General features: G+C 59.3%; 14 protein-coding genes. 4 read left to right on the forward strand and 10 right to left on the reverse strand.

What is annotated here, in order from left to right; all coding sequences use genetic code 11:
• Window positions 1–75 precede the first annotated feature (75 nt).
• The 6 genes from hflX to dusB form a co-directional block, all read right to left on the reverse strand.
• Entirely contained in the window at window positions 76–1,404 is a 1,329-nt protein-coding gene (gene hflX / locus NVV72_17750) for a GTPase HflX (GenBank protein MCR6661073.1), read from the reverse strand.
• A gap of 21 nt (window positions 1,405–1,425) precedes the next feature.
• On the reverse strand, window positions 1,426–1,674 hold the full coding sequence (gene hfq / locus NVV72_17755; GenBank protein ID MCR6661074.1) for an RNA chaperone Hfq: 249 nt from the start codon (window positions 1,672–1,674) through the stop codon (window positions 1,426–1,428).
• A 114-nt stretch (window positions 1,675–1,788) separates the two neighbouring features.
• Window positions 1,789–2,649: a D-amino-acid transaminase gene (locus NVV72_17760; protein ID MCR6661075.1), complete on the reverse strand. Its 861-nt coding sequence runs from the start codon at window positions 2,647–2,649 to the stop codon at window positions 1,789–1,791.
• Between the two features lie 6 nt (window positions 2,650–2,655).
• Window positions 2,656–4,056, reverse strand: a complete 1,401-nt coding sequence (locus NVV72_17765) for a sigma-54 dependent transcriptional regulator (protein MCR6661076.1) — start codon at window positions 4,054–4,056, stop codon at window positions 2,656–2,658.
• Between the two features lie 3 nt (window positions 4,057–4,059).
• Window positions 4,060–6,321, reverse strand: coding sequence for a PAS domain-containing sensor histidine kinase (locus NVV72_17770; GenBank protein ID MCR6661077.1), 2,262 nt, complete (start codon window positions 6,319–6,321; stop codon window positions 4,060–4,062).
• A gap of 141 nt (window positions 6,322–6,462) precedes the next feature.
• Window positions 6,463–7,452, reverse strand: a complete 990-nt coding sequence (gene dusB / locus NVV72_17775) for a tRNA dihydrouridine synthase DusB (protein ID MCR6661078.1) — start codon at window positions 7,450–7,452, stop codon at window positions 6,463–6,465.
• A 61-nt stretch (window positions 7,453–7,513) separates the two neighbouring features.
• Between dusB and NVV72_17780 the strand changes: the two genes are divergently transcribed.
• The 3 genes from NVV72_17780 to NVV72_17790 all read left to right on the forward strand — a co-directional run bounded on the left by NVV72_17780 (window position 7,514) and on the right by NVV72_17790 (window position 10,028).
• Complete coding sequence (locus NVV72_17780; protein MCR6661079.1) at window positions 7,514–8,680, forward strand: bifunctional 2-C-methyl-D-erythritol 4-phosphate cytidylyltransferase/2-C-methyl-D-erythritol 2,4-cyclodiphosphate synthase; 1,167 nt, start codon at window positions 7,514–7,516, stop codon at window positions 8,678–8,680.
• Between the two features lie 189 nt (window positions 8,681–8,869).
• Window positions 8,870–9,481: a superoxide dismutase gene (locus NVV72_17785; protein MCR6661080.1), complete on the forward strand. Its 612-nt coding sequence runs from the start codon at window positions 8,870–8,872 to the stop codon at window positions 9,479–9,481.
• Between the two features lie 64 nt (window positions 9,482–9,545).
• Complete coding sequence (locus NVV72_17790; protein ID MCR6661081.1) at window positions 9,546–10,028, forward strand: CinA family protein; 483 nt, start codon at window positions 9,546–9,548, stop codon at window positions 10,026–10,028.
• On the opposite strand, the gene NVV72_17795 is transcribed toward NVV72_17790, so the two are convergent.
• The 3 genes from NVV72_17795 to lipA all read right to left on the reverse strand — a co-directional run bounded on the left by NVV72_17795 (window position 10,017) and on the right by lipA (window position 12,946).
• Complete coding sequence (locus NVV72_17795; GenBank protein MCR6661082.1) at window positions 10,017–11,417, reverse strand: glycoside hydrolase family 28 protein; 1,401 nt, start codon at window positions 11,415–11,417, stop codon at window positions 10,017–10,019. The two genes, NVV72_17790 and NVV72_17795, sit on opposite strands and share 12 nt — an antisense overlap.
• Before the next feature lie 116 nt (window positions 11,418–11,533).
• Window positions 11,534–11,986: an SRPBCC family protein gene (locus tag NVV72_17800; protein ID MCR6661083.1), complete on the reverse strand. Its 453-nt coding sequence runs from the start codon at window positions 11,984–11,986 to the stop codon at window positions 11,534–11,536.
• A 3-nt stretch (window positions 11,987–11,989) separates the two neighbouring features.
• Window positions 11,990–12,946: a lipoyl synthase gene (lipA, locus tag NVV72_17805; GenBank protein MCR6661084.1), complete on the reverse strand. Its 957-nt coding sequence runs from the start codon at window positions 12,944–12,946 to the stop codon at window positions 11,990–11,992.
• A 165-nt stretch (window positions 12,947–13,111) separates the two neighbouring features.
• On the opposite strand from lipA, the gene NVV72_17810 reads away from it, so the two are divergent.
• Complete coding sequence (locus NVV72_17810) at window positions 13,112–14,044, forward strand: alpha/beta hydrolase (protein ID MCR6661085.1); 933 nt, start codon at window positions 13,112–13,114, stop codon at window positions 14,042–14,044.
• Here the strand turns inward: NVV72_17810 and treF are convergent.
• A complete protein-coding gene (gene treF, locus NVV72_17815; protein MCR6661086.1) occupies window positions 14,038–15,597 on the reverse strand; it encodes an alpha,alpha-trehalase TreF in 1,560 nt (519 codons plus the stop codon). The genes NVV72_17810 and treF overlap by 7 nt on opposite strands.
• Window positions 15,598–15,646: the final 49 nt, after the last annotated feature.

Consider the following 15,646-nt stretch of genomic DNA (forward strand, 5'->3'; position numbering starts at 1 on the left):
AGGCGGCTAATAGTTAGAAGGCTAACCATTTACGCCCGAGTGATGTCCATTACAAGCTCTGTCATGACAATTTCATCAGCCGCCGATCATTTTCTCATAACGGCCGTAAGCCTGATCGCTCAACTTGACGCGCAGATGGACGCGCCCCTCTTCATCCTCATGGCGGCCAAGAACGCGGCCATGCTGATAAAGGAAAGCGATGACATCCCCCTGATGCGGTTCAAGCGTGAGATCAAGCTCCTCGCCTTCGGCATCGACCAGTAAGGCGACCTGGCTCAGCAGCGCGGTTACCCCCTCGCCGGTGATGGCCGAAACCATCAAAGGCTTGTTATTGGCGCGATCGGTAACAGCGCGCGCATACAGAATATCCTTGGTTTCATCGTCCAGCAGGTCGATCTTGTTCCACACCTCAACCATGCGCGAGCGGTCCAGATCCGGCAGGATATGCGCCATGACCTGCTCGACATCCTTCTTCTGCGCCTCGGTTTCCGGATTGGAGACATCGCGGACATGCAGGATCAGATCGGCCTGTTCCACCTCTTCAAGCGTAGCCCTAAAGGCCGCCACCAGTTCGTGTGGCAGGTCGGAAATAAACCCGACCGTATCTGACAATATCGCCGAACGGCCATTCGGCAGCTTGAGCGAGCGCAGGGTGGTATCGAGCGTGGCGAACAATAAGTCCTTGGCAAAAACCTCTGATTTCGTGAGATTATTGAACAGGGTCGACTTGCCGGCATTGGTATAGCCGACCAGCGCCACGATCGGATACGGCACCTTCTTGCGCTGGCTGCGATGCAGGCCACGCGTGCGCCGCACCTCTTCCAGTTCGGACTTCAACTGCTTGATCTTGTCGGCGATCATGCGGCGGTCGAGTTCGATCTGGGTTTCGCCGGGACCGCCGGTGGTGCCGGTGGCGCGCTGACGTTCCAGGTGGGTCCAAGTGCGCACAAGCCGTGAGCGCTCATATTCCAGCCGCGCCAGTTCGACCTGAAGCTTGCCTTCACCGGTGCGGGCGCGACGTCCGAAGATTTCGAGGATCAGGCCGGTGCGATCGACCACCTTGACCTCAAGCTTCTTTTCGAGATTGCGCTGCTGGATCGGCGTCAGGGAGCCATTGACGACGCACAAAGATACTTCAGCTTCCTCGCACAGCGCCTTGATTTCCGACACCTTTCCCTCCCCGAAGAGAGTGGCCGGATTGAGCTTGCGCACACGCACGCTCATTGTGCCTACAATCTCCAGATCGAGCGCCATGGCCAGGCCCACGGCTTCTTCTAGCCGTGAGTCTTCGTACCGGCGCGCAGGCGGATTTTCTCCGCCCGCGCGCACATGCACATCTATATCGGGATCAACAACGACAGCGCGCACGATTTCCGGCGCGTTGTCATGAAAACGATCGCTCAAGCAACAAATCCCTGATGGGTCTTAGTCGTCAAGGTCTTCTTCTTGCTCGTAAAGCTGGACCGGCGCGGCAGGCATGATGGTTGAGATCGCGTGCTTGTAGACCAGTTGCGATTGACCGTCACGGCGCAGGAGGACACAGAAATTGTCAAACCAGCTCACAATGCCTTGCAGCTTGACGCCGTTGATCAGGAAGATGGTCAGGGGGGTCTTGGTTTTGCGGACGCTGTTAAGGAACGTATCCTGCAGGTTTTGTTTCTTATCGTGGGACATTGTCGGCCCTTCTCGTTTAAAATTTGAGGGGCACAATACCCCTCACACAGACAATAAGTCTCTATTTATGCAAAGATTCCAGGTCTTTTTCAACCATACGCCGATAAAATTATTTTACACACCTGCCGATGCGCGGGCGCGTTCGATATAGACTTCCCTTAGCGCACAAGCGATTGGGCCGGGTTTGCCATCACCAATCATGTGATCGTTTATGGCGACAATCGGCATGACGAGACTGGTGGCGGCCGTGATAAAGACTTCCGAAGCCGCCTTGGCCTCATCCAGAGTGAAGCTTTCTTCCCGCAGTTCGATTCCGCTGTCAGCGACCAGAGGCAGCAGGTTGAGCCGCGTGACGCCCGCCAGGATATTGGCCGTCAGGCTGCGGGTTTTGATCATCCCATCAACCACGATGTACACATTGGTCGAGCCGCCCTCGGTAACGACGCCGTCGCCATCCACGAAAATAACCTCGCCCGCACCCTGCTCTTTCGCGGTCTGCTTGGCCAGCACATTGGGCAACAGGCCCACCGTCTTGATATCGCAACGCCCCCAGCGAATATCCGGCGCGCTGATCGCCTTGATACCAGCGGCAGCCTTGCGGGCGGCGGCCTCACGGTCGACCGGTCTGGCGGTAATCACCACGGATGGGCGGATATTTACCGGAAACACATGGTCGCGCGGCGCCACGCCCCGGCTGATCTGGAGATAGACCAGGCCTTCGCGGATGCGATTGCGGCGCACCACCTCGTTCAAAACGACCAGCAGAGATGTGCGCGGCATCGGCATGGCGATCTGCAGTTCCGACAAAGACCTCTCTAGCCGGTTCAGGTGACCGGTGAGATCGGCCAGACGACCGTCGAAAACCGACCAGACCTCATAGACGGCATCTGCAAACTGATAGCCGCGATCCTCTATGGAAACGGCGGCTTCGCTGGTGCGCACATAAACGCCATTAACATAAGCAATTCTCGGCATTACGGCTTAGACCTCATCCTCATCGGCACGTATATGCGCCAGGCCGAGACTCTTCAGCTTGCGGTGAAGCGCCGAGCGTTCCATGCCTATGAAATTGGCCGTACGCGAAATATTGCCGCCGAAACGCACGATCTGTGACGACAGGTATTCACGCTCGAAGACTTCCCGCGCATCTCGCAGCGGCAGGGCGATGATCCGCTCCGGCCGGATGGCGCCGGCAGTTGCCGATTCCACCACTTCCGACGGCAGCATGTGCGCGGTGATCGGCTCGTTCGGGTTGCCGGAAGCCAGGATCAGCAGGCGTTCGATATTGTTGCGCAACTGCCTGACATTGCCCGGCCATTCATGGACCTGGAGCGTCGCCATGGCGTCTTCGCTGAGGATGCGCTTCGGCAACCCCTGCGCCGCGCTGATGCGATCGATGAAATACTGCACCAGTTCGGCGATATCGCCGCGTCGTTCGCTCAGGCCGGGCACCCGCACCGGCACCACGTTCAGGCGATGGAACAGGTCTTCGCGGAAACGCCCGGCGGCGATTTCGGACGACAGATCCTTCGAGGTCGAGGAAATGACCCGCACATCGACCTGCACGTCCTGGGCGCCGCCGACACGGGTAAAGCGTTGCTCGACCAGCACCCGCAGGATGCGACTCTGGCTTTCCGGCGGCATATCCGCCACTTCGTCAAGGAACAGGGTGCCGCCGTGGGCACGCTCGAACACGCCGATCTTGCGCGGACGACCGCCCTCGCCTTCTTCACCGAACAGTTCAACATCAAGGCGTTCCGGCGTCATGCCCGCCGCCGAAATTGGCACGAACTCACACTTGGCGCGCGGGCTGACCTCGTGGATCATCCGCGCCACCAACTCCTTGCCGGAACCAGCCGGCCCGGAAATCATGATGCGTGAATTAGCCGGCGCCACCTTGGCGATGGTCGACCGCAGCAATTGCGCCGCCGCAGAGTTACCGATCAGTCCGTCCGGCACGACGGCTTGGCTGCGCAGGCGCTTGTTTTCTCGGCGCAGACTGGTCAGTTCAAGCGCTCTCTGAACAACCATGATCAGGCGCTCTGTTTTGAAAGGCTTTTCGATGAAATCGAAAGCGCCTTTCTTGATTGCGGTCACGGCGGTTTCGATGTTGCCATGGCCGGAAATCATGATGGCCGGAATATCCGGATCAAGCTCATGAATGACACTGAGCAGTTCCAGACCATCCAGCCCGCCGCCCTGCATCCAGATATCGAGCACGCACAGGCTGGGCTTGCGCGCCTTGATCGCCCGCAGGGCCGAATTGGAATCGGCCGCCGTCCGCACCGAATAGCCTTCATCCTCCAGGATGCCCGCGATCAGTTCGCGGATATCGGCCTCGTCATCAACAACCAGAATATCAACGCCAGAAGAGACTTTCATCACTTACACCCTCATCATCTTGGGCCCGCTTGCCGGAGCCTCATTCGCAGCCGGGCTTTGCCCCGCCTGCATACGCGGCAGACGCAGGACAGCCCGCGCGCCGCTTAAATGGACCGCGTCGTTGAGATAAAACTCACCGCCGTGGTCTTCGAGAATACGCTTTACTATGGCCGGGCCGAGGCCCGTTCCCTTTTCCCGTGTGGTCACATAGGGTTCGGTCAACCGGTCGCGGTCCTTTTCCGGCAGGCCGATACCGTCATCCTCGACCTCGATGACCAGTTCTCCCTCCTGCTGAGACATCTCCACCCGCAGATGGCCGACAATGCCCTCAGCCGGATCAACCTCGTCGGTGCCGCGATCCCGCATCAGGCGTGAGGAAATCGCCTCGCCACCGTTCTTCAGCACATTGCCGAGGGCCTGGCTGAGCATCCGCCCATCGCAGACAACCCGCAATTCCGGCAGAGGTTCGATAATTTCTATACTGATGTCCGGCCGCGCCCACCGCTGGGCAAAGACCGCCGCGCGGACCATTTCCGCTGCGTCTTCCTCGGCAAAATTGGGCGCCGGCATCCGGGCAAAAGACGAAAATTCATCGACCATGCGGCCGATGTCGCCCACCTGCCTGACAATCGTATCGGTCAGGCGATCAAAGGTATCGATGTCGGTTTCGATCTGCGGCCGGTATTTCTTGCGGATGCGTTCGGCCGAAAGCTGGATCGGCGTCAGAGGGTTCTTGATCTCGTGGGCGATCCGTCGCGCGACGTCCTTCCAGGCGGCGTTACGCTGGGCGGCGATCAGGCGCGTGATGTCATCGAAGGTCAGAACCGCGCCGCCGGTTTCCAGCGCCGAGATGCGCACGCGGACACGACGGGTCTCGCCCTTGCGGACCAGGTCAACCTCCTGCTCCTCCACGCGATGGACAGACGCCTTATCAATAAGCTCAGCGATTTCAGGGGCTAATTCACGAATATTAACACCAAGCGCATCCTCAGACGGGATGCTCAGGAAATGGGCGGCATGGCGATTGATGGCCGAGACGTGCTCCAGCACATCGATGCCGACAATACCGGCACTGATTTCCGACAGCACGGTTTCGATGAAGCGCCGCCGGCTCTCCGCTTCCTCGCCCGCCGATTTGAGCGCCGCCTGCTGGCTTTGCAGGTCCGAGGTCATGCGGTTAAAGGCGCGCGACAATACGGCGATATCCTCGGATTGCTTGACCGTCATGACCCGCGCATTCAGGTCGCCGCCGGCCACCTTGTCGGCCGCCTGCACCAACCGCGCCACTGGGACAGCAATGCTTTCCGCCGCAGAGGTTCCGCCCCAGATGGCGCCGATCAGCACCAGCAGCACAGCCTCCAGATAAGCCATGAAAAAGATGCCCTGAGCGCGGATCTTCTTATTGGTCGTCTCACGGTAATCATTGATCGCCTGGTTGGCGGTCTGGATCTTGGCATATATGCCCGTGGGCAGCGGTTTGATGCCGTAAAGCATGGCGCCATTATAATCATCGAGTGAATAGAGCAGCCGGATCGCATCAGGGTTACCGTAGGGATAGGCTTTCGGCCCCGTGGCAGCCACGTCCTGGATGACGTCAGAGGGCGGCGCCATATAGACTGGCGCGGTCGGCGATTCCGCGCGTGCCAACACCTGCCCTGTGCGGTCGATGATATAGATCGCGGTCAATTCACCGCTCTCCTCCTCCAGAATCTTCTTCAGCCCCACGGAAAAAGCCAGTCGATCGGGGAAAAGCGCACGCCCTTCCGGGCTTTCGACGCGAAGTTGCACCGTTTTCATGGCCACGCCGGAGGTACGCATAGCTTCCTTCAGGTAGACACCCGCCAGATCGTAACCATTCTCGACGGACGTCTGGACCCGGTCGGAAAACCAGGTGTCGATGCCGCGGTTGAGGAAAGTAAAGGACAGGGCCACGATAATGGCCGGCGTCACTGCCGCCAGCGAAAAGAGGAACACAAAACGCAGGTGCAGCCGCGCGCCAGCATCGGCGCCACGGCTGCGGGCAATGGTAATCACCCGGCGGACGACAAAGAATATCAAACCCAGCAAAAGCGCCAGGTTGAGGAATATCAGGATCAGCAGGTAATCAGCCGTATTGCCCACCGGCCCCTTGACCGTGAGCCCTGTGCCGGGGCTGGCAATGATAAGCCAGACAATGAAAGCGGTCGTCAACATGGACGCGCCATAACCCACCGCCAGGGCAAGCTTCTGCAAGCTCGTCGAGCGGAGCGTTTTCAGGCTGCGCACAAATATGTGCAACCATCGCCGTTTTGCCGATGCGTCCTTCAAGACTATAGCTTTCAACCACAATAGAGTGACATTTGCGCACTACTGTGTCCGAATATCAACAGCAATGTTGCAAATATCACAATTATTTAATGCTGAAAATCAGGCCGCCATCAGGGTGCGAACCGCCGTTTCAATGGCGCCGGCGTCCTCCATGCGACACAGGCGCGCCTTGTCCTGACGACGGACCAGTGGGTCCGGATCATGGGTCGAGGCTTCGATATAGGCGCCCAGATGCTTCTTGAACATGCGAAGGCCCAATACATCGCCGTAAAACAGCATGGACGCCTGCATGTGTTCGATCAGTAGGTCCGCTCTTTCGTTCAAGGTTATCGTCGGCAAAGCCTCATCATTATTCAGCGCCTGGTTCAAATCGCGCGCGAACCAGGGCCGCCCGTAAATGCCGCGGCCGATCATCACGCCATCCGCACCCGATTGCGCCAGCGCCGTTTTCGCGCTCTCCAGACCGATAATATCGCCATTGACGATGACCGGGATGGCGACAGCCTGCTTCACCACAGCCACAGCCTGCCAGTTGGCCTCGCCCTTGTAGAACTGCTGGCGTGTGCGGCCATGAATCGTCAGGGCGGCAATGCCCAGCTTTTCGGCTCGCATGGCCAGTTCGGCGGCATTATGTTTGTCATCCCACCCCAGGCGCATCTTGACCGTTACCGGCCGCGAGGTGGCCTGCAAGGCAGCCGTCATGATGCGTTCGGCCTGGTCAAGATCGCGCATCAGGGCCGAACCGCACAGCACGCCGGTCACTTCCTTTGCCGGGCAGCCGAAATTGAGATCGATGATGTGGGCGCCTGAGGCTTCCGCCAGTTCGGCGCCGCGCGCGATATGCGCCGGATCGCGGCCGACCAACTGGACAATCTTCAATCCGTCATGCTCGCCAAGCTGCGCCTTGCGGACAATATCAGGTCGCCCGCTCTCCAGATCAGCACAGGCCACCATTTCGGTCGCGGCATAGGGCGCGCCGAGCTTGTGCGCCATCTGGCGGAACGGCAGGTCTGACACCCCGGTCATGGGCGCGATCAGGACACGTCCGGGCACCCTCACACCGCCGATCTGAAGATTATTTATAGTCATTGCGCCCCCATACACAGTTTCTGGCTGTTGCACCACTTCGGTTTCGCGCTAAACAGGCGCCATGAACACGGACTTACGCCCCTTTCACGCCGTCATCGTCGCCGGCGGCTCAGGCAGCCGCTCCGGCGGCCGGAAACAATGGATGATCCTGGGTGGCCGCACGGTACTCGACTGGTCGATCGCCGCCTTCGAGGCCGCCGGCGCCACGCAGATCGTCGTGGTCGTGCCGGCAGAAGATGTTAAACAGGCCCAGACCGCCTATGGCGGTCGCGTCTGGATCGTGGCCGGCGGCGCCCAGCGCGCCGATTCGGTGAAGGGCGGCCTGAAGGCGCTGATGACCGACAGCGACGATATCGTTCTGATCCATGACGCTGCCCGGCCATTGCTGAAACCACACCATATCAATGCTTTGCTGGCCGAACTTGAGACCAAACCGGCGGCGATCCTGGCTCTGCCGGTGACGGACTCGCTGAAACGCGGCGATCATAACCGCATCGTCGAGGCGCCGGCGCGTGACAATCTGTGGCGCGCGCAGACCCCGCAGGCTTTTCGGTTGAACGACATTCTGCGCGCCTACGAACGCTGGCCGGCCGAACAGGTGCCGACGGATGAAGCCATGGTCGCAGCGCATTCCGGGATCAACGTCACGCTTGTAGAAGGCGATATGGCCCTGCACAAGCTGACCTATCCCGCCGATTTCGCCTTGCTCGAAGCTTTAATAATGGCGGATAAACCCCAGGAAAAAATCATGAAACAGATCAGGATCGGCCAGGGCTTCGATGCCCACCGCTGGGGCGAGGGTCAAAGCGTCTGGCTGTGCGGGATCGAGATCGTCCACGACCAGACCCTGATCGGCCACAGCGACGCCGATGCCGGACTGCACGCCCTGACAGACGCGCTGCTGGGCGCGGCCGGCCTTGGCGATATCGGCGATCACTTCCCACCCACCGATCCGCAATGGAAAGGCGCTTCGTCCGACCGCTTCCTGAAACATGCCGCCGACCTGATCCGTCAGCGGGGCGGGGAAATCGTCAATGTCGATGTGACGCTCATCTGTGAACGCCCGAAAATCAAGCCGCACCGGGAAGCCATGCGCGCCCGGATCGCCGAAATCATCGGCGTAAATATCGAACGGGTCAGCGTCAAGGCAACCACGACCGAGCAGATGGGCTTTACAGGCCGTGGCGAGGGCCTGGCAGCCCAAGCGGTCTGCAGCATAGAAATCTGAGGCAATCGCCTGTCATTGCTGAACTTTTTCGGCTCACCCCCGTCGGCTTAGCTTTTCAATAAAACCCGTTGAATTGTTGCGGGTTTTATTGCGAAGCATTCTCACCACCTTCTGCTATTGAAAACCTATTTTGCTCCGAATATATGACGGGGGTTCGCGTCCCTCCCATATCAGCCAAGAGGTATTTCCATGGCCTTCGAACTCCCCGCCCTGCCCTACCCCGCCGATGCCCTTGAGCCGCACATGTCGGCCAATACCTTCAGCTATCACCACGCCAAGCACCACAAGGCTTATGTCGACAACCTCAACAAGCTGATCGACGGCACCGAATTTGCCGGCCTGTCGCTGGTCGAGATCGTCAAAGCCTCGGAAGGCAAGAACCCCGGCGTGTTCAACAATTCCGCCCAGGTCTGGAACCATACCTTCTTCTGGTCATCCATGAAGCCCAATGGCGGCGGCGCGCCCACCGGCAAGATTGCCGAAAAGATCAATGCCGATTTCGGTTCGTTTGACGCCTTCGTCGAACAGTTCAAGACCGCCGGTGCCACGCAATTCGGTTCGGGCTGGGCCTGGTTGGTGCTTGGCACTGATGGCAAGCTGAAAGTGACCAAGACCGGCAATGCCGAAACCCCGTTCACCAAGGGCGACAAGCCGCTGCTGACGCTCGACGTCTGGGAGCACGCCTACTATCTCGATTACCAGAATCTGCGTCCGAAGTTCATTGAGACCTTCCTGACCTCGCTGGTCAACTGGGACTTCGCCAACGCCAATCTCGATGCCCCGCTGCATCCGGGCGTCTGATTTCCGCTTGTAATTCAGGCTTAAAAGGCGATCCTTGCGGGTCGCCTTTTTCTTTGGAAACCTCATGGATACCACCGCCCTCGCCGCCCGCCTGATCGATCTGCTGAAGGCACAGAAAAAGACCATCACCACGGTCGAAAGCTGCACCGGCGGGCTGATTGCCGGCGCCATCACCGCCATATCGGGCTCGTCCGAGGTGTTTGAAACCGGCTTTGTCACCTATTCCAATGCCGCCAAAACGGCCCTGGTCGGTGTACCGGATGCACTTTTCCCCCAATACGGGGCAGTCAGCGAAGAGGTGGCTTCCGCGATGGCTGAAGGTGCCTTGAAAACCGCCGGCGCCGATATTGCCCTCAGCGTCACCGGCATTGCCGGTCCCACGGGCGGCAGCGCTGAAAAGCCGGTCGGCATGGTTTGCTTTGGCCTGAGCCATAGGGGGAAGACACTGACCCGTACCCGGCAGTTCGGCAATATCGGCCGCGATGCCGTTCGCGCCGAAAGCGTAGCCTATGCCCTGCAATGGGCGATTGATGCCTTAAGCGCCTAGCTGGTCTACCCTGAGCCCGTTTACCCGGACATTCTCAAGGCGCAGATCGTCCGTTTGGCTGACAATGCTCGCCTCGGTCACGCCTTTAAAGCGGCAATCGCGCAGGACGATGTCGCTGACCGGCGCGCCCGGCAAGCCTTGCGAATCCAGCACGCGCAGGGCGTGGTCTGCCGTCAGGCGCTCGACCACGACATGGCGCAGCACCGGTGTGTAAGCCCCTTTTGCTCCTTCTTCATAGTTGAAATCACAGGTAATGATCGCCTTGCTGACCTGGCCCACGCTGATGTCACGGACATAAATATTCTCAAGTACGCCGCCGCGCATGGCGTTATTCTTGAAGCGCAGCGCGTACCACAGGTCAGGACTGTTCATCCGGCAGTTTTCGGCGAACACCCAGCGTACGCCGCCGGAAATCTCGCTGCCGATCACCACGCCGCCGTGACCGTCCTTCATGCGGCAATTGCGGATCAGTATATTCTGCGACGGCCGCGCCAACCGGCGCCCATCGGCATTGCGGCCCGATTTGATGGCGATGCAGTCATCGCCGGTATCGAAGGTACAATTTTCGATCAGCATGAAATCGACCGATTCCGGGTCGCAACCATCATTATTCGGCCCGTGTCCGAAGACATCGACGCCACGCACAATGACATTGTGGCACTGAACGGGATGGATGTTCCAGCAGGGCGAATTGCGCAGTTTTACGCTTTCAATCAGCACATTTTCGCAGTTGTAGGTCTGAATCAGGTTTGGCCGCAGATAGTGGCCGTCGCCGAAAACGCGTTTCTCGACCGGTATATTATCCTCGGCCATCTGTGCCAGGGTCAGGCGCGCGGCGCGCTGGCTCGGCATCCCTTCCCGCCAGCCAAAACGCTCGCCGCCGCTCCAGGACCACCAGGCTTGCCCTTGACCGTCGAGTGTACCCGAACCGGTAATGGCGATATTCCTTTCACAGAAGGCATAGACCAGCGGCGAATAATTCATCACCTCCAGCCCCTCATAACGCGTGAAGACGATCGGATAATCCTTTGAATCCGTGCTGAAAAGGATGATCGCGCCTTCGCTGAGATGCAGCTCCATATCGGATTTGAGATGAACAGCACCGGTCAGGAACCGGCCAGCCGGCACATACACTTGTCCACCACCAGCCTCGGCGCTAGCGGCAATGGCCGCCGCAATGGCCTGCGTGTTCAGCGTCACACCATCCCCTTTGGCACCAAAATCGGTGATGTCAAAACGGCGTGTCGGGATAACTGGCGGCTTTACCGTGCGCGCAATATCGGTTGCTTTCACCCACGGATCGCTGTCAGCGGCCACAGCACCAGTAGTCACAAGACTCAGGGCGGCGACGTATTGAAAAAGGTTCCGGCGGGAAAAACGAGTGGACATGGCATTTCCTCTTTTCCGCACCCTACCATCTGTCAGGCGCCTGTCCAGCCATAATGATACCGGTGTCAATTGAGGCGTTTAACGGACTCAAATGATAGCGGCAACGCCTTTAGCGGCTATCGGCGCGGGCCGTACAATTGCCTCGCCCGGCTCTCGAAAATCGCCAGCAACTTGGAGACCGCCAGGTTGAAATTCGCTTTAAAAACAGCATCAAGGATCGGATTTCTGATGTCGATATCGAGATCGAAAGCCACCTTTGTGCCCAGGGCTGAAGGTGTAAAGGTCCATCGCCCCTGTAGCTTGCGAAACGGTCCGCGGATCAGATCGAAATCAACCAGGAATGCTTCGGCGGCCCGCGTTACCCGCGTCGAAAACCGCTCGGTCAGCAACTTGAAACCGACCGCCACATCGGCGTCGAAACGGACAATATCCGCATCGACGGCCCGGTTATAAGCGCGCAGGGACTTGATCCACGGAATGAACTCCGGATACCGCTCGACATCGCCAACCATTTCCCACAGTTGCGCCGGCGCATACGGCAGGTCGCGCTCCAGACGCAGCTTGGTCATGGACTATTTCTTGGCCGCGCGCGCGGCCCGCAGGCGCTCAAAATCCTCACCAGCGTGATGCGAAGAGCGGGTCAGTGGCGAAGACGACACCATCAGGAAGCCCTTGGCGCGGGCAATGGCCTCATACGCCTTGAACTCGTCCGGGGTCACAAAACGATCGATAGAAGCGTGCTTGCGCGTCGGCTGGAGATACTGACCGATGGTGATGAAATCAATGCCGGCAGACCGCATGTCGTCCATGACCTGCATGACTTCTTCGCGCGTTTCGCCCAGGCCGACCATGATGCCCGACTTGGTGAACTGCTGCGGGTCGCGTTCCTTCACGCGTTCCAGCAGGCGCAAGCTATGGAAATAGCGCGCGCCGGGGCGGATCTTGAGATAGTTGCGCGGTACGGTTTCCAGGTTGTGATTGAACACATCCGGCTTGGCGTTGATGACGATCTCGGCCGCGCCTTCCTTTCGCAGGAAGTCCGGCGTCAGGATTTCGATGGTCGTCTTGGGTGATTGCGCCCGGATCTGGCGGATCACCTCGGCGAAGTGTCCGGCGCCGCCATCTTTCAGATCGTCGCGGTCCACAGAGGTGATGACGACGTGCGACAGCTTCATCAGCGCGACGGTCTCGCCGACGCGCCGCGGTTCATCGGCATCCAGCGGCTGCGGCAGGCCGGTTTTGACGTTGCAGAAGGCGCACGCCCGCGTACAGGTGTCGCCCATGATCATGATGGTGGCATGGTTTTTCGACCAGCATTCGCCGATATTCGGGCAGGCCGCTTCCTCGCATACGGTCACCAGCTTGGCGTCGCGCACAATGCCGCGCGTCTCGTTATAGCCGGCGGAACCCGGCGCTTTCACACGCAGCCAGTCGGGTTTTTTCAGGATCGGCGAATCCGGCTTGTTCTGCTTTTCCGGGTGACGCAGTTCACGCGGGCCGGCTTCAACACGATTTATCAGAGTGACCATGAGACTCAATGGGGATGCAGGGCACAGTTCGCCTCGCCCTAATTGGTCTTTTCACGTCATAATATCAAGTCAATTCCTGCTAATAGTGCGTTGCAAATGTCATAGCCGGTTCACGGAATCTCCCGTATAGATTGGGGAATGGGCGCGTTACCTTGTCGAAAATCCGTGATATTGGCGCTTGCCCTGAGCGCCGTCATTGGCGTGGCCGCCTGTTCAAAATTCGGTGACCACGACAGACAACCGGGCCAGGCCTTTCTCGACAGCCAGATTCCGGCCGGACTGTCGCCGCAGTACTACCCGCCGGAGGGCTTTGTGTGGGGCGGTTATCGCGCCGGCTCCCTGCCTGAAGCGCGCTATGGCGTGGCGTCGCCGCCGATCAATCCCAGGGCCCAGGTGCTGATCCTTGCCGATGCCGATTATCCGGCCGAGGTCTATTTCGAACTGATGCGGCAATGGCTGGACGCGGGTTATGGCGTCTGGCTGCTGGAAGCCCCCGGCCAGGGTGGATCAGGCCATTATCTTTTGCAAAATCAGAGCGTTTTCATCAAAAGTTATCATGACGGCCAGCTTGTGGCGCGTGATTTCATCCGGGATATTATCAAGCCTTCGCCCAATAAACCCCTGTTCGTTATCGGCACCGGTTACAGCGCGCTCACGGCCCTGTCCCTTTCAACCCTGCTGAAAGATGACAACCTGAAAGGCTTTATCGGCTACGATCCTTATCTCGGTGGCCCGATCGCCAGGGGCGAACCCTGGCACCGCGACGCCGCCCAATCCGGCTACTGGGGTGGCATCGCGCAAACCTGGCAGATGTCCAATCCCGATCTTCGGATGCGTCAGAAAAGCGAAAACTGGCAAAAACAGATGCAGAAGGCATATGCCGATCTGAATGGCCAGCACCTGCCCCTCACCACTCTCAAAGATGGCGCGCAAGTCCTTATAATAGAACCAAAAACAGGCACTACCAATCAGGCGAATACGGCCAGCGCCCTGTGCGCCCGCCTGCCCCACTGCACCCTTCAAGCCGGTGGCAATCCGGAAACCCTCGGCGCAAGCGCAAACGCCTTTATTCAGGCGCAGTTGCCGAGCATTCACTGATCCGGATCAAGGTCAGGATACTCTGCCAGCAGGGCCCGCGTCACACCATTGGTCCAGCCGAAACCATCCTGTAATGGATATTCCCCGCCGCCGCCCGGCCGCCGCGTCTCGACATCGTATTTTTCCAGCATCTTGCCGGTCTCGCGGTAAGTCAGGTCCACAGTGTGGATAAAGCGCCCCGCCAGATCTTGCGCCTGTTTATCATAACCATAATCACTAAGCCCCTTGACCGCGATCCATTGCAGCGGCGCCCAGCCATTCGGGCTGTCCCATTGCTGGCCGGTCGGGTTCTGCGTCGTGCGCAGCCCGCCTTGCGCCGTCAGTTGCAGGCGCGTCAGCCGGGCCGTCGCCTTGGCTTGTGCGTCCGTGGCCAGACCGACAAACAACGGGTAAAGCATAGCGGCCGATGCTGTCAGGGTAGGCCGGCCGGTGCCGAGATCGTAATCGGCAAAACGGTGATCACGCCACAAATAGCGCGTGATCGCCTTTTTGCGCGCCTTCGCCCAATTATCGTACTGGGTGGCGCAGACAATATCCGCCAGCTTGCGGCAGCGATCAGCGATGATCGTTTCCTGCTTCCATAACAGACTGTTGAGATCGACCGGCACGATATCCGTGGTGCGTATGCTCGACAGGTCCATTGGTTCCTTCAGCCAGCGCGAACTGAAATCCCAGCCACTTTCCGCCGCGGCGCGCAAATCCCGATAGACCTCGGCGGCGGGGCGATCGCTTTTGGCGGCGGTCGCCACATCTTCGGCATAGGATTCCTCGCGCGGCGTATCGCGGTCATCCCAGTAACGATTGAGCTGGCTGCCATCCGGCATGACCACAACCCGCTGGCAGGGCGTATATTTCACCGCGCAATAGCTGCCCGCCATCCAGTAATCGTGTTCCTTGCGCAAGGCGGCCAGTTCACGCGACTGTCTGCCGGGGTCGGCCGAAGGCTTGATCTCCAGCATCAGGGCGAAGACCGGCGGCTGCGATCGGCTGAGATAATAGCTGCGCGCCCCATTGGGAATATGGCCGTAACGCTCGATCAGGCTTTCAAAGTCGGTCAGCATGGATTGCGCCAGTGCATCCTGGCCATCCGCATACAGGCCCAGCATCGTGAAATAGCTGTCCCAGTAATAGATTTCACGGAACCGCCCGCCGGGCACGACATAGGGTTCCGGCAGCGGAAGCGCTGATGAGCCCTCACGGGCCGCTAGCGCCGGACGCGCCAATTGCGGCCACAGGCTGGCAATATGCGCCTTCAGGCTGAGGCGTTCACCGGATGGCGGCGGAGACACCGGTTCCGCCGGCGGATCAAAATTGGCCGCAACAAACGCCGTCAGCGCCTCGCGGGTTTGCGGCGGATGCGCCTGATAATCGGCCATGATATCGGCGGCGGGCCGTCTGGCCGTCATGTCGACAAAGGTCTTGCCGTCGGGGAATATCTTCTGTGTCTGAACCTGAATGAACAACGGCCCGTAAAGATCGGCGGGCGAAGGTGTCTGCGCAAAAGTCGAGGGCGCCGTAAAGGCCAGCAAAAGGGGCAGGAAATATCGGTGCATTGGTGTCCTCCGTTGCCGCTCCCCTGCCGCATATTAAAGACGAACCTTC

Origin of the sequence: Asticcacaulis sp. (genome assembly GCA_024707255.1) — a bacterium.
Taxonomy (GTDB): domain Bacteria; phylum Pseudomonadota; class Alphaproteobacteria; order Caulobacterales; family Caulobacteraceae; genus Asticcacaulis.

What these genes read in the sequence shown, in the direction of transcription:
- hfq (MCR6661074.1), bottom strand. Translation starts at nt 1,674, where the DNA reads ATGTCCCACGATAAGAAACAAAACCTGCAGGATACGTTCCTTAACAGC.
- NVV72_17760 (MCR6661075.1), bottom strand. Translation starts at nt 2,649, where the DNA reads ATGCCGAGAATTGCTTATGTTAATGGCGTTTATGTGCGCACCAGCGAA.
- dusB (MCR6661078.1), bottom strand. Translation starts at nt 7,452, where the DNA reads ATGACTATAAATAATCTTCAGATCGGCGGTGTGAGGGTGCCCGGACGT.
- NVV72_17765 (MCR6661076.1), bottom strand. Translation starts at nt 4,056, where the DNA reads ATGAAAGTCTCTTCTGGCGTTGATATTCTGGTTGTTGATGACGAGGCC.
- NVV72_17795 (MCR6661082.1), bottom strand. Translation starts at nt 11,417, where the DNA reads ATGTCCACTCGTTTTTCCCGCCGGAACCTTTTTCAATACGTCGCCGCC.
- NVV72_17780 (MCR6661079.1), top strand. Translation starts at nt 7,514, where the DNA reads ATGAACACGGACTTACGCCCCTTTCACGCCGTCATCGTCGCCGGCGGC.
- NVV72_17790 (MCR6661081.1), top strand. Translation starts at nt 9,546, where the DNA reads ATGGATACCACCGCCCTCGCCGCCCGCCTGATCGATCTGCTGAAGGCA.
- NVV72_17800 (MCR6661083.1), bottom strand. Translation starts at nt 11,986, where the DNA reads ATGACCAAGCTGCGTCTGGAGCGCGACCTGCCGTATGCGCCGGCGCAA.
- treF (MCR6661086.1), bottom strand. Translation starts at nt 15,597, where the DNA reads ATGCACCGATATTTCCTGCCCCTTTTGCTGGCCTTTACGGCGCCCTCG.
- NVV72_17785 (MCR6661080.1), top strand. Translation starts at nt 8,870, where the DNA reads ATGGCCTTCGAACTCCCCGCCCTGCCCTACCCCGCCGATGCCCTTGAG.
- lipA (MCR6661084.1), bottom strand. Translation starts at nt 12,946, where the DNA reads ATGGTCACTCTGATAAATCGTGTTGAAGCCGGCCCGCGTGAACTGCGT.